Below are 13,152 nucleotides of genomic sequence, written 5' to 3'. Positions count from 1 at the left end.
GCCGAGGCGCGGCCGGAGCGGTCGCGCCCGGGGCCTCGGTCCGGCGTCCCTAGGATGACCCCATGTCACTCCCGCACGCGATCCTCACCGCCCTGCTCGAGAAGCCGTCGTCGGGCCTCGAACTGACCCGGAGGTTCGACAAGTCGATCGGCTACTTCTGGTCGGCGACGCATCAGCAGATCTATCGCGAGCTGGGAAGACTGGAGTCCGAGGGCTACATCCGCGCCCTGCCGTCCGAACAGCCGGCCCGGGGACAGAAGAAGAGCTACGAGGTGCTGCCGGCGGGCCGCGACGAACTGGCCCGCTGGACCTCCGCGTCCCAGGACCCGAAGCCCATGCGGGACACGATGCTGTTGCGGCTGCGCGCCTCGGCCGTCGTCGGCACCGCGGGCATCGCGACGGACCTGCGCCGCCATCTCGACCTGCACCAAAGGCAGTTGGCCGAGTACGAGGAGATCCAGGAGCGCGACTTCCCGCCCGGCAAGGACGCTCCCCAGGACCGGCTGCGGCATCTGGTGCTGCGGGCCGGGATCGACCTGGAGACCTTCTGGACCCAGTGGCTGACGCATGCTCTGGACGAGTTCGAGCACCTCGACGAGCAGTAGGGGCCGTCCCCTCGACCGGAGTCGGCCGTCCAACGGACCGGAGTCGGACGGACGGCCGCCGGTGCTACGGGCCCCGGGATCAGAGCCGGTGGGGCTTGGCCCGGCGCCGCAGGTACCAGGCGGTTGCCACGACGCCCGACCCCACCAGCACGCCGCCGCCCACCAGCGTGGCGGTCCTGTAGTCCTTGGTGGACCCGCCGAGACCGCCCAACACGCCGAGCGGCGGTGAGGAGGGCACGGAGGGCAAGGAGGTCGAGGAGATGCTGGGGGTCTTGGTGACCTTGGGGACCGCGCTGGCCGAGACGATGACGGACTGCGTACCGGCCGTCGTCCCGTCCTGGCAGACCACGATGACGGTATAGGTGCCGGCGCTGACGTTGGACCAGACCGCCGACTGTGTGGCGCTCGTTCCGGACAACGGCATCTGGCGGCCTTGGGAGAAGTTCACCTGCCCATTGGCGAGCAGCGAGGCGCCGCCGAAACTGCTGCCGTTGCTCGGGCAGGAATTGGTGGTGACCGAGACGCTGGACCCGCTGGTGCTCACCGAGATCCCCGAACCGAAGGCGGCGGCCGACGGAGCGGTCAGGGTGAGCGGAAGCGCAGCGACGGCGGCCACGGTCAGGCCGGAGCGGAACGATATCTGAGAAGTACGCATAGGACTGCCCTCCAGCGGCACGGTTGGCGGTACATCCCATGCGCCGCCGAGGATTGGAAAGGCCCGTGCTGCCTCAGGGAGAGCCAATGCGCCTCAGGCTCGGGGCGCACGTGGACGGGGACCGGGCAGGTGACGAATTCGTTCGTCCGGCGGATGAGTCCCCGCGTTTCGCTGGTGATTCTGTCTGGGCGGATGGCGGATGGCGGATGGCGGATGGCGGATGGCGGATGACGATATCTGTCGTCTGTCATCTGGTACCTGTCATCCGTCAGCTGCTATCTGCTATCTGCTATCTGCTAGCTGCTATCTGTCATCCGCCATCACCACGTGCGGCCCGCCTGAAGCAGCCGCTCTCGGACAACCGCCACATGCGGGTTGTCCGACGCGCCCGGCCGCTGGGTGAGGTACCCGGTGTTGATGGGCGGTTCCTCGGGGGACAGCAGGGGCACCAGGGCACCGGAGGCCAGCGCGTCGAGGCAGAGATACCGGGGGAGCACGGTGATCCCGGCGCCCGCGACCACCGCGGCCAGTACGCCCCGCAGGTCGGGCACCGTGATGGACGCCTGGCCGGTCAGCCGTACGCCGAACACGTGCCGCCAGTAGCGCCGGGCGATGGGCAGATCCTCGGCGTACGTCACCAGGGGTGCCCCGTGCAGCGCGGCGGGCCCCTCGGCCGCCACTCGGGCCGGGTCGATGCGCTCGGCCCACGACGGGGCGGCGACGAGCACGAACTCCTCGTCCATCAGCGGCACGGCGGTCAGGGTACGACCGCGCGGCCGGGTCGTGGCGATGACCAGGTCGAAGCGGCCGCCGCGCAGCCCGTCCAGCAGCTCGTCGGTGAGGCCGGGAGTGACGCGCAGACGTACGCCCTGTGCGGTCAGCGGCGCCAGCGCGGGCAGGACGCGCGTGCATAGCAGCTCGGCCGGGCCCGCCAGGTGCACTGGGTCCGGCGGCCGGCCGGCGCCGGTGCCGCGGCGGTCCGCGACCGCCGCGAGCGCGTCCAGGGGCGCGGCGACCTCCGCGGCGAGTTCGTCCGCCACCGACGTGGGCACCACGCCCCGTGGCTGTCGTTCGAACAGCTCCCGTCCCAGTTGCTCCTCCAGTGACCGCATCTGCGTCGTCACCGTCGGCTGGGACAGCCCGAGCAGCCGCGCGGCCGCCGTGAACGACCCCGCGCGGTGCACGGCGAGGAAGGTGCGCAGCAGGGAGATGTCCAGGGGAGCCGTCGAGGCATCGGGTTCGCTATGGGGCACAGGGGTGAGCCTACGGTTCGCCTATTTCGGGGTGGTGCTGGCGTTCCCACTCGTGGCGGAGCCCGTCGTCACCGTCCGCTCCGCCGAGAACCCGCCCCAGGTGCCGTCCGGCAGCTTCGCCCTGATCCGCACCCGGTATGCGACCCCGGCCTCCCGTCCCACGTAGAAGCTGTAGGTGGCCCTGCCGCTGGGCGGTGTGCCGCCCCAGACGAGTGAGGTCGCCTGTCGGCCGTCCAGGTCGATCCGGTACTCCGTGATCACCCCGTCCGTCCGCGGCGGCAGCCAGGACAGGTCGAGGTAGTACGCCCCGTCCGTGCGGTGGGAGGTCGCGCGGAACCCGGTCGGCGCGGTGCCGCGGCCGTCGTCCGCGCCCGGCGCGGTGGTGAGCCGGACGGCGGCGCTCGCGGGGGAGAGGTTGTCCGCCGCGTCGCGGGCTCGCACGGTGAAGGCGTACGCGGTGGCGGGTCTCAGCCCGGTGACGACGGTCGCCGTCTGTCCGCCGCCCACGCTGTGGATCTTCGAGCCGCCCTGGTAGACGTCGTACGAGACCACGCCCCGGGCGTCCGTCGACGCCGACCACTCCAGTTGGGCCGCCCGGCTCCCGACGGCCCTGCCGTGCGGGCGTCCGGGGCGGGTCGGGGGCGTGCGGTCGGCGGCGGCCGCGACCGGTGTGGTGGCGCGCGCCGGCTCGCTGGGGGGTCCGGGGTTCCCGTCGGCGTTCAGGGCGCGGACCGTGAAGACGTACTTCGTGGACGGGGCCAGTCGGGTGACGTCCACCATGTGTTCGTCGCCGGGCACCCGCTCGACCCGTGTGGTGCCGCGGTACACCTCGTAGCCGGTGACCTTCACGTCCCCGGAGACGCGGTTCCACATGACGTGCACGCTGGTCGCGCTGCCCGCCGTCGCGGTGACCCCCATCGGGGCCGGGGGCAGCCGCTCGCCCCCGGCGTCGGCTCCCCTACCTCCTCCGCACGCGGTGAGGACGAGCAGCGAGCCGCAGATCAACCCAAGGGAAACGCGTCGCACCGGCCTGCCTTCCCTCGACGGGATTGGTCTGTACCTATAAGACACGCCTGGCGCGGCCACATCAAGGGGGCGGTGGCCGTTCGTCGGACCGTCCTCGGGCTACGTATGCTGATGCCTGACGCGGTGTGAACTCACCCTCTCGACAGGGGAGTTCGCGCCCACGGCGCGGACCGCTGTCGTCGCTGATGCCGCGCCGGCGAGGGCGGTCGAGAAGCCCGGGTCCACCACGGCTCGGGCTCTCGGCCGCAATGCACCCGCCGAATCCGCCGTGTGCCCGTGGAATCCGCCGTGACGCCGTCGTGCCGCCGTCGGGCCCGCCGTGCACCGTCCGGCCCCTTCCCAGTGGACGCACCGTCAGAAACACGCCAAATTTTGCTAAATCACCGTCAATATCCCCTAGGAGAGGGTCTTTTATCGTGCGTGTTCAGTCGTTGACCCTGGCCGCGGCCGGCGTGGCCCTGCTCGCTCCCGCCCCGTTTCCGGCCGCCCGTCCGAGCGCGCCCGTGGCGGTGCGGGAGGGGAATGTGCGCGCCGCCGATCTGCTCGCCAAGGTCCGTGACTGCGCGCCCGTCTCGAAGGGGCGCTATCGCTCCGACGCCGGCGGCCGCGCCGAGATTCCCGTCTGCGGCACGCGGGGCGCGGTGTTCTGGAAGGCGGACATGGACATCGACTGCGACGGCCGCCCCGGTCTCCTGTGCAACGGGCGGACCGACCCGCTCTTCTCCGGGGCCACCGCGTATCAGCAGTCCGACGGGCGGTACCTGAGCGCCGAGACCCTCCCGTACGTCGTGGTGCCCACGCCCAGTGGCATCTGGGACCACCGCGTCCACGGCATCCGAGGCGGCTCGGTGGTCGCGGTGATCTACCAGGACCGGGTCCAGTACGCGGTGGTCGGCGACACCGGACCGCACGAAATCATCGGCGAGGCCTCGTACGCCACCGCCAAGGCGCTCGGCATCCGCCCCGACCCGCACGGCGGCGGGACGAGTTCCGGGGTCACCTACATCGCCTTCAAGAACTCCCGGGTGTCGCCCATCCAGGATCACGCGGCAGCCGTGACGGCGGGTGAGCGACTGGCCCGGGAGTTCGTGCGCGGCGGCTGAGCGGCCGCGGTGTCGGAGCCTTCAGGCGCTCGAGGGCGTCAGCGGCGCTCGAGGACGTCAGACCGCCGACCAGCCGTTGTCGACGGGCAGGATCGCGCCGTTGATGTTGCTCGCCGCGTCGGAGGCGAGGAACAGGATGGCGGCGGCCTGCTCCTCGGCCTCGGCCGCGGTGCCCACGTTGCCCATGTACGAGGCGAGGACCTGCGGGCCGAGGGCGTCGCGGTCGGCGTCCACGGTGATGGCGGTCTTCGTGCCGCCGGGGGCGATGGCGTTGGCCCGGATGCCCTTGCTGCGGTACGTCACGGCGAGGGACTTGGTGAGGCCCGCGATGCCGTGCTTCGAGGCGGTGTACGCGGCGCCCGCTGCGCTGCCGCGCAGGCTCGCCTCGGAGGCGGTGTTCACGATGGCGCCCTTGCCCGCCTCCAGCATGTGCGGGAGCACCGCCCGGGTGAGCAGGAAGGGGGCGGTGAGGTTGACCCGGATGACCCGCTCCCACTCCGCGTCGCCTACCTCACCGGCTGCCGACATGCGGTCCATGATCCCGGCGTTGTTGACCAATACATCCACCCCGCCGAACTGCTCCACGGCGGTCGCGGTCACCCGGTCGACCACGGCCTGCTCGCTCAGGTCGCCCGTCACGGCCACGGCGGTGCCGCCGGCCGCCGCTATTTCCTCGACGACCTTCTCGGCGCCCTCGACATTGAGGTCGGCCACCAGGACCCGGGCGCCCTCCGCGGCGAAGGCCAGGGCGGTGGCCCGCCCGATTCCGGAGCCTGCTCCGGTGACGATGACGCTGCGGCCGGCCAGTCCAGTGGTGTTCATGACGTGCTCCCAGAAGTGCGTGCGTGGTGCGACGAGGTCGTCGTGCGCCACACGGTACGACTTAATGTCTCTCAATGACATAAAGTCTGGAGCCGTTTTCGAGATCGTTAGAATCGCGGCAGCCCCGGGCGGCAGCCGCCCGTCGTCGAGTCGAGGGAGTCGCCAGTGCCGGACGGCGCGATCACCGAACCCCCCGGCCGGGGCCGGGGACATGGCCGTACGGGTCGGCCGCCGCTGACCGAGCGGCGCAAGGCCGAGATCCGGCTGGAGATCGCCCGCGCCGCGGTGGAACTGTTCGTCGCCCAAGGGGTGGCCGCGACCACCGGGGAGCAGATCGGGCAGGCCGTCGGGGTCTCCGCGCGGACCGTGTGGCGTTACTTTCCGAGCAAGGAAAGCTGCGTGAGCCCGCTGTTCGCGGCCGGGATCGACGCGATAGCCGCCTCGCTGCGGGAATGGCGCCCCGGCCGGCCGCTCGAGGACGCCCTGGAACGGGCGGCCACGACCGGTGACCCCTCGATGCCCCGACCACACCTCCCCAAGATCCGGGCGCTGATGAGACTGACCCGGACCGAGCCGGGCCTGCGCGCCGTTTGGCTCCAGGCGCACGACGAGGCCGAGCCGGTCTTCGCCCGCGCCCTCGCCGACCGAGCCGGCCTGCCCGCCGTCGACCTGCGCTCGGAGATCCAGGCCGCCATGCTCAACAGCGCCCTGCGCACGGCGGTCGAGCACTACGCGTGGCGCACCGACGAGGAGCAGCCCGACCCCGTGGTGGCGGAGGCCGAACTGGTCTCGACCGTGCGCTCGGCCCTCGCCATCGTCGCGGCAGGGCTCGCCTGAGGACTGGACCGGGCACCGGCCGACCGCGGTCGAGGCCCGGCCGCCGAGGCCTTCGTGCCTCAGCGCTCAGACCTTCCGACCCGGCGCTCAGGCCTTCCGGCCCCGAGCTCAGACCTCCCGGCCCGGGCGATCACACCTCCCGGCCCCGCGCACTCGCACCCCCCGGCCCCGCGCACTCACACGCTCCAGCCTCTGCCCTCACGCCTTCCGGTAGGTGTACGCCTCCGCGGCCGCCGCCTCGACCGCCGCGAGGTCGGCTCCGGTCGAGGCCGTGACGACCGCGGCCACCGCGCCCTCGACGAAGGGCGCGTCCACCAGGCGGCTGTTGTCGGGGAGCTCGTCCCCCTCCGCCAGCAGGGCCTTCACGGTGAGGACCGCGCTGCCCAGATCGGTGAGCAAGGCGACCCCGGCGCCGCGGTCCACCGAGGCGGCCGCCGCGGAGATCAGCTCGGCGCTGGTGCCGAGACCGCCGTCCACCGTGCCGCCGGCCGCGGCCACGGGAGCGGTCGTGTCGCCGCCCGCGAGTCCGGTCGCCAGCTCGGCGACCGAGGCGGCGACGGCGGCGCTGTGGGAGACCAGCACGATGCCGACGAACTGGTGCGTGCTGCCCGGGGATTCACTCATCGCGGGCCTCCACGAGCGCGGCGATCAGCAGGGACGAGGACGTGGCACCCGGATCCTGGTGCCCGATGCTGCGCTCGCCCAGATAGCTGGCCCGGCCCTTGCGGGCCTGGAGTGGTGTCGTCGCGACGGCGCCCTCCTCGGCGGCCGTCTTCGCCGCGGCGAAGGACTCGGCGAGCGCGTCCACCGCGGGCACCAGCGCGTCGATCATGGTCTTGTCGCCGGGCGCGGCTCCGCCCAGCGCCATCACCGCGTCCACGCCCGCGCGCAACGCGTCCGTGAACTGTTCCTCGGTGACCTCCGCGGCGTCCCCGAGGGCCTTGCCCGTACGGCGGAGCAGGGTGCCGTACAAGGGCCCCGACGCGCCGCCGACCGTGGAGATCAGCCGGCGTCCGGCGAGGGTGAGAACGGCGCCGGGGGTGTCCGGCGCCTCCTTCTCCAGTGCGGTCACCACGGCGGTGAAGCCGCGCTGCAGATTGCTGCCGTGGTCGGCGTCGCCGATCGGCGAGTCCAGAGCGGTGAGCCGCTCCGCCTCGCGGTCCACGGACGCGGCGGTCGCCGTCATCCAACGGCGGAAGAACTCGGCATCGAGCACAGAATCTCCTTGCGTGGTACGTACGTTGACCGGGCGGGAGGGCGGCATCATGCCGATGCCGCCGGGGTTCACACGCCCCAGCGCAACGCGGGCGTCTTCACCGGCGCGTCCCACAGCCGCAGCAGTTCCTCGTCCACCTGGCACAGCGTCACCGAGGCGCCCGCCATGTCCAGCGAGGTGACGTAGTTCCCGACCAGCGTGCGCGCCACGGGCACCCCGCGCTCGGTGAGCACCCGGTTCACCTCCGCGTGGAACCCGTACAGCTCCAGGAGCGGCGTCGCGCCCATGCCGTTGACCAGTAGCAGGACGGGATTGCGCGGGTTCAGGTCTTCCAGGATCGCGTTGACCGAGAAGTCGGCGATCTCGTGCGAGGTCATCATCGCGCGCCGCTCCCGGCCCGGCTCGCCGTGGATGCCGACGCCGAGCTCCAGCTCCCCCGGCGGGAGGTCGAAGGTGGGGCTGCCCTTGGCCGGCGTGGTGCAGGCGCTCAGCGCGACACCGAAGCTGCGGGAGTTCTCGTTGACCTGCCGGGCCAGCGCCTGCACCCGCTCCAGCGGCGCGCCCTCCTCGGCCGCGGCGCCCGCGATCTTCTCCACGAACAGGGTCGCGCCGGTGCCGCGCCGTCCGGCGGTGTACAGACTGTCGGTGACGGCGACGTCGTCGTTGACGAGGACCTTCGCCACCTGGATGCCCTCGTCCTCGGCGAGCTCGGCCGCCATGTCGAAGTTGAGTACGTCCCCCGTGTAGTTCTTCACGATGAACAGCACGCCCGCGCCGCTGTTCACGGCCGCCGCCGCGCGCAGCATCTGGTCCGGCACCGGTGACGTGAAGACCTCGCCCGGACAGGCCGCCGACAGCATCCCGGGGCCCACGAAACCACCGTGCAACGGTTCGTGCCCCGACCCGCCGCCGGAGACGAGTCCCACCCTGCCGGGCACCGGGACGTCCCGCCGTACGATCACCCGGTTGTCCACATCCACCGTCAGCTCGGGATGCGCGGCCGCCATACCCCGCAGCGCGTCCGCGACCACCGTCTCCGCCACGTTGATGAGCATCTTCATGGATACCTCCTGGTGAGACTGACAGGTGAGCCCCTGACCTCTATTTTTGCAGGTCAGACCACGTTGGGCCAGTAAATGATCTTGGCGGTTCATGCTGGTCGGAAGCGGGTTCCGGCGGTGCTGACGCTGATGGCATGCATACGGATCGACCCGAGAAGCCTGCTCCGGGAAGGGTCGGCGCTGGGGATGCGGTGATCATCTGTGCGGATGTGAACGGAAACGTCTGCGACTGTCCGGCTGGCGTGCGAAGCCCGCCCTCGGGGTGGACTGTGGAGACACTGTCCGACGGAGTGTTCATCGGAGGCGCGGAGGGCTCCGGCGCGAGTGTAGTAAGCACTTCGTGTCTCGATCCCAGGCTCGGGCGTGTTCCCCATTCCATGCAGGCCTGGTGGTGGCGAAGTCTGCTGCGGCCCGCTGAACCGAGCATCCCCGAAATTCTGGCTGGCTGCCAGATGTCGTGAAGGAGGTCGGAGGACAGGGCGGCTGCAGCCCTGGCGGGGTCGCATTCGGTGGTGGGATTGTCGTGCGGTGGAACTTCAACGGGCGTTCCCAACAGGACATCGAGCAGGGCCGTCAGGACTGGATGGAGGGGGCTCGCTCGGCGATGTGTGCGCGGCTATGACGGCACTCCTTGTCCGCTCCCGAACTCCCGCCGCTGAAACGATCCGGGCGGATCGACGACCGTCGGACCCTCGACGCTTGCGCGTAGATCGCTCGCCGAGACACGGCTCAGATCTATCAGCTGCACCGAGGTATCAAAGAGCACAACGTTGATCATCATCCGTCGTGTGTCGACGAAGATTTGGCACTTCCGATCAGAACCGGCGAGCGTGTGGGAGTGATGCTTGGCGCGGTGCCATCGACGTTGGTGCGAATCCGCGACCCTTGCCGGCGGAACTGCGGAGCGCATTCTGCGAGCTCTTCCGAGTGCATGCCGTGACCGTAAGCGGTACTTTTCGGAGCCACCAGCAGATTCTTCGTCTGCTGGTGGTACAGAGGCAGCGCATCGCTGACCAGCGCAAACAGCGCCCGTCTCGGCTTTGACAGGATTGCTGGCCCGGGAATGGTCCGGATCTTGACCGATACGGTCCCTCGGACTGGGTGGCCGCCCGGTGCCACGCAGCGGTCGGAGCCGAAAAAAGGGGTGCCGCCTACTGGCGTCCGCTCGCACTCTGGTGTGACATAGCCATCTGCCGATACCGCCCTGTACGCCGATTCCGATTCCCGCACGCTGCTGGCATAGAGCGATAATCCGCTCGCCGTGGCCGCGCGCGGAGGTGGCCATCCGTCGTGAGCTATGACGGTCCCACATGGCACATGTCGTAGGAACCGTCTTTAGGCGTCCACGTGGTCTACATCGATGCTGTTCATGCAGGTGGGGCTTTCATGGTCCAGGTGCGTCGACGGTGTTGGTGACAGCAACGTGACACGTGATGGGTCACTGAGGCCCCGCCGGGCAGGTGCTGGCAGGGGGCCTCAGCGTTCCTGAGCGGCGAGCGTCCGCTCCTCGATCCTGCTGCGGCGTCTGCGAACGCCTCCTCGAGTGCGCACAACGGGCGGCGCCGCCGCTCGGCGACTCACTCGCCCCGAACGCTAGCTCGTTGGTGCCCTGTCCCGCAGCCGTCGAGAGGCGCCGCACCGCTCAACGGTTCACCGTTGCTACCGGAAATCCCCGAGCCTCGCACCGAGGACCTCAAGCCGTTCATGCACGGCTGACCGTCCCCTGGCGGTGTTCTGCCCGGAGTTCCGGAGTACCCCACCGGGAGTGCGTCTGCCGGTTGGACGCGGCGATCAGGCGGTCGCAGCCCAACCTGCTTGCGCCTCTGCCCGCCGCGCTGCTGCGTTGTGTCAGGTGACCAGTAGGCGGTTGAAGAACGAACGGTAGTGGCGCAGTGCCAGACGCAGGTCCTCGGTGTTCGCCTGTTCGCCCCGGCTCCACTGTCCTTCCAGTTCTTGTTTGTGGTCGGCGAATGTGGCGGCCAGCTTTTGCATCACGTCGGCGACGAGGGCGTCGGCGGTGTGCACGGCGCCGCGCGGGTCGTCCAGGAACCTGTTCTGCACCTCCTGCCAGCGCAGGCGGAACCCTTCCTCATCCTCCGGGGTAAGGAGCTGGGGGGCCTCGTCCTCGGCGTGGGCGCCCGGGGCGGTGGCTTGGTGCTGGGTGCCGGAGTCGGCTCCCGCCTCGTCCCGAGGGCCCAAGTCGGCTCCGCCAGCCTCGCCTTCGGCGGGCTCGCTCGGCGTGTTCGTGCTCTCGCCGGGGAAGGTCGGCACCTCGCCCTGCCTACTCCCCGCGCCCTCCGGCGTGGACCTGTCGCGAGGCTGGGCGAGGTCGTCGGTGGACAGGCCGCTCGCGGCGGCGGTGTCCGGTATGCCTTCGCGTCGCATATCTCCTCCGTTCCCGGAAGTCTGGGCTTACGGATCCGGGCGACGGGCTGTTCGCTGAGCCGTTCAGGCTCGGGCGTGGCGGCGTCCGCCGCCGTCGGAGAGCAGCTCGTCGAACAGGGCCCGGTAGTGCACCATGGCCCCCCGCAATTGTTCGGTGGTCGCCTCGTGCCGGGTGCTGAGCGCCTCGACATCGTGGGCGGCCCGGTAGTGCTCGAGTGTGCGGCCGTGCTCGACCGAGAGGTCCTTGAGCTGTTGCTCGAAGTCCTGGGTCGGGTAGCCGCGTTCGTGCATCAAGGAGGTCACCAGGCGGTCGGCGTCGTGCACGGCGTCCTCTGGACGGTCCACGAACTCATCCTGCGTGCTGGCCCAGTCCCGGGTGTACCGATCCCTGGCACTGCTGTCCAGCGGCTTGATGTCCAGCGCGTCATGCCGCTTCTCGCGGGCCCTGAGCTCACGCTCGCCGGCCATGCGGCTGTCGGCATCCCCCATCGTTCGTTCATACTCCGGGCCGAAACGCTCGCGCAGCTTCCGGCGGCGCATGACCATCGACGCCGCCACAGCCACGGCGATCACCACCACGATGGCAATGATGATCGCCAGAAGTGTCCCTGTCGGCATAGGGCAGGACCCCCTAACATCAACGCCAGATATGAGTATTTGTATTAATTATCGCTTCTTTGTCATTGAAACGCGATACAGGGAGGAATCACCGGCAGGGGTACCGGCCGTGCAGCAGGCGACTCGGCGTCTCGCCCAGATCGATCAGTGGATCGCGGTCGAGGTGCAGCGCCGGGGCAAGGCTCGGCGGCCTCCGCCGCCCGAGTGGCTACTGGAACGCGGCATCGGCAACGAGCACCCGGCACCCCCGGAGACTCGCTGCTCGTGGGGCCGCTCCGGGGGCGGCTGCTATGCCGGGGGAGTCCGGCGTGGGCGTTTGTCGCGTGATCGCCTTCTGGCGGAGCCATCGAACCGCGGGCTGGCGGCGATCCCGCTCGTACTGATCGTGGCGATCACCGTGCTGGACCTCTACACGCCACCCGATGTCCACCTTGGGCCTCTACTGGTCATCGCGCCCGCGCTCACGGCCTCTCTCTCCGGGACGCGGCTGACCGCTCTCGTCGGGACCCTCGCGGTGGCGGCCCTGGTGCTCGTCGCCGCGCTCGAAGGCGGACTGACCACGGCCAACCGTATGGCGCAGATCCTCGCGCTGCTCGTCCTGTCCGCCCTGACAGTTTTCCTGCGATACGTCACGGAGCGGCGTGAACGTGCGCTGAGCCGGGCACGCTCGGTGGCGGCGACCACGCAGGGGGTTCTGCTGCGGCCTCCGCCGCGCCGGATCGGGCCGTTGCGGGTGGCGTGGCTGTATCTGTCCGCGGAGGACGAGACAGAGATCGGGGGTGATCTCTTTGCGGTCGGCCGGGCCGGGCATGCCGCGACCCGGGTGGTGATCGGCGATGTGCGGGGCCACGGCCTGGCCGCGATCGGTGAGGCTTCGCTGGTGCTGAGTGCTTTCCGTGAGGGCACTCACCGCTGTGCCTCTCTGCTTTCTGCCCTTGACGACAGCGTCAGCCGGAACGTGGAAGACGTGGCAGACACTAAGCGTGATCCCGGCGAGCACTTCATCACCTGCCTCGTGCTGGAGATCCCCGACGAGAGCCCGGGGGCCGAGATGGTCAACTGCGGGCACCCGCCACCGCTGCTGGTGACCGATCAGCAGGTGACGGTTCTGCACGCCCGCCGCCCCCTGCCGCCCCTGGGCATGGGCGAACTGCCCATCGAGGCACGCCGCACCGACCCGTTCACCTTCCACGCCGACGACATGCTCGTGCTCTACACCGACGGTGTCATCGAAGCCCGCTCACCGACTAAAGCGTTCTATCCCCTCGCCGAGCGGGTCGCATCCTTCCCCGCCGCAGGCCCCGACGATCTGCTGGACCGGATCCACCACGACCTGCTCGCCCACATCGACGGCCCTCCCACTGACGACGCCGCCATCCTCGTCATCGAACACACCCCCTCGCACCACCTCCTTCGGCCCCGCACCCACTAGAAAAGCTCAAAGGCCGGCGCTCCCCGCTCGCGGTGCTGGCGAGGAAGGACGCCGTGGCGTGACGCCGACGGACACCGTTCGTTGACCTGGTCTGCGCAGCAAGGGACAAGCCTCGGGGGCCGGTTGGGCCCCGGAGGCT

13 protein-coding genes are annotated in these 13,152 nt (G+C 70.3%); 4 read left to right on the top strand and 9 right to left on the bottom strand.

The window, feature by feature from the left end:
• The first annotated feature begins 62 nt into the window (after positions 1-62).
• A complete protein-coding gene (locus OG798_RS09945; protein ID WP_097226689.1) occupies positions 63-605 on the top strand; it encodes a PadR family transcriptional regulator in 543 nt (180 codons plus the stop codon).
• A gap of 79 nt (positions 606-684) precedes the next feature.
• Here the strand turns inward: OG798_RS09945 and OG798_RS09940 are convergent, their stop codons facing one another.
• The 3 genes from OG798_RS09940 to OG798_RS09930 all read right to left on the bottom strand — a co-directional run bounded on the left by OG798_RS09940 (position 685) and on the right by OG798_RS09930 (position 3,539).
• Positions 685-1,260, bottom strand: coding sequence for a hypothetical protein (locus tag OG798_RS09940; protein WP_095856309.1), 576 nt, complete (start codon positions 1,258-1,260; stop codon positions 685-687).
• A 320-nt stretch (positions 1,261-1,580) separates the two neighbouring features.
• Complete coding sequence (locus OG798_RS09935; RefSeq protein WP_267060981.1) at positions 1,581-2,513, bottom strand: LysR family transcriptional regulator; 933 nt, start codon at positions 2,511-2,513, stop codon at positions 1,581-1,583.
• Between the two features lie 21 nt (positions 2,514-2,534).
• Positions 2,535-3,539: a fibronectin type III domain-containing protein gene (locus tag OG798_RS09930; protein WP_267060980.1), complete on the bottom strand. Its 1,005-nt coding sequence runs from the start codon at positions 3,537-3,539 to the stop codon at positions 2,535-2,537.
• 416 nt (positions 3,540-3,955) lie between these two features.
• On the opposite strand from OG798_RS09930, the gene OG798_RS09925 reads away from it, so the two are divergent.
• Positions 3,956-4,642 (top strand): glycoside hydrolase family 75 protein, encoded by a 687-nt coding sequence (locus OG798_RS09925; RefSeq protein ID WP_267060979.1) that lies wholly within the window; start codon positions 3,956-3,958, stop codon positions 4,640-4,642.
• A 57-nt stretch (positions 4,643-4,699) separates the two neighbouring features.
• Here the strand turns inward: OG798_RS09925 and OG798_RS09920 are convergent, their stop codons facing one another.
• Positions 4,700-5,464: an SDR family NAD(P)-dependent oxidoreductase gene (locus tag OG798_RS09920; protein WP_097227716.1), complete on the bottom strand. Its 765-nt coding sequence runs from the start codon at positions 5,462-5,464 to the stop codon at positions 4,700-4,702.
• A 165-nt stretch (positions 5,465-5,629) separates the two neighbouring features.
• Between OG798_RS09920 and OG798_RS09915 the strand changes: the two genes are divergently transcribed.
• Positions 5,630-6,301, top strand: coding sequence for a TetR/AcrR family transcriptional regulator (locus OG798_RS09915; protein ID WP_257016959.1), 672 nt, complete (start codon positions 5,630-5,632; stop codon positions 6,299-6,301).
• A gap of 198 nt (positions 6,302-6,499) precedes the next feature.
• Here OG798_RS09915 and OG798_RS09910 read toward each other — a convergent pair whose 3' ends face one another.
• The 5 genes from OG798_RS09910 to OG798_RS09890 form a co-directional block, all read right to left on the bottom strand.
• Positions 6,500-6,925 (bottom strand): PTS-dependent dihydroxyacetone kinase phosphotransferase subunit DhaM, encoded by a 426-nt coding sequence (locus OG798_RS09910; RefSeq protein ID WP_095856312.1) that lies wholly within the window; start codon positions 6,923-6,925, stop codon positions 6,500-6,502.
• Positions 6,918-7,517 carry a dihydroxyacetone kinase subunit DhaL gene (gene dhaL, locus OG798_RS09905; RefSeq protein ID WP_095858290.1) on the bottom strand — a complete coding sequence of 200 codons (600 nt, stop codon included), beginning with the start codon at positions 7,515-7,517 and terminating at the stop codon, positions 6,918-6,920. The genes OG798_RS09910 and dhaL overlap by 8 nt, the downstream gene beginning before the upstream one ends.
• A 68-nt stretch (positions 7,518-7,585) precedes the next feature.
• The gene (gene dhaK / locus OG798_RS09900) at positions 7,586-8,578 is read right to left on the bottom strand and encodes a dihydroxyacetone kinase subunit DhaK (RefSeq protein ID WP_095856313.1); all 993 of its coding nucleotides are present in this window, start codon (positions 8,576-8,578) and stop codon (positions 7,586-7,588) included.
• A 1,848-nt stretch (positions 8,579-10,426) separates the two neighbouring features.
• Positions 10,427-10,963: a hypothetical protein gene (locus OG798_RS09895; protein ID WP_121417032.1), complete on the bottom strand. Its 537-nt coding sequence runs from the start codon at positions 10,961-10,963 to the stop codon at positions 10,427-10,429.
• Between the two features lie 63 nt (positions 10,964-11,026).
• Positions 11,027-11,581 carry a hypothetical protein gene (locus OG798_RS09890; protein ID WP_121417033.1) on the bottom strand — a complete coding sequence of 185 codons (555 nt, stop codon included), beginning with the start codon at positions 11,579-11,581 and terminating at the stop codon, positions 11,027-11,029.
• On the opposite strand from OG798_RS09890, the gene OG798_RS09885 reads away from it, so the two are divergent.
• The gene (locus OG798_RS09885) at positions 11,502-13,013 is read left to right on the top strand and encodes a PP2C family protein-serine/threonine phosphatase (protein ID WP_328756825.1); all 1,512 of its coding nucleotides are present in this window, start codon (positions 11,502-11,504) and stop codon (positions 13,011-13,013) included. The two genes, OG798_RS09890 and OG798_RS09885, sit on opposite strands and share 80 nt — an antisense overlap.
• The last annotated feature ends 139 nt before the right edge of the window (positions 13,014-13,152 follow it).

The organism is Streptomyces sp. NBC_00271 (assembly GCF_036178845.1).
Classification (GTDB): Bacteria; Actinomycetota; Actinomycetes; order Streptomycetales; family Streptomycetaceae; genus Streptomyces.
This window is presented reverse-complemented; position numbering and strand designations above follow the sequence as displayed.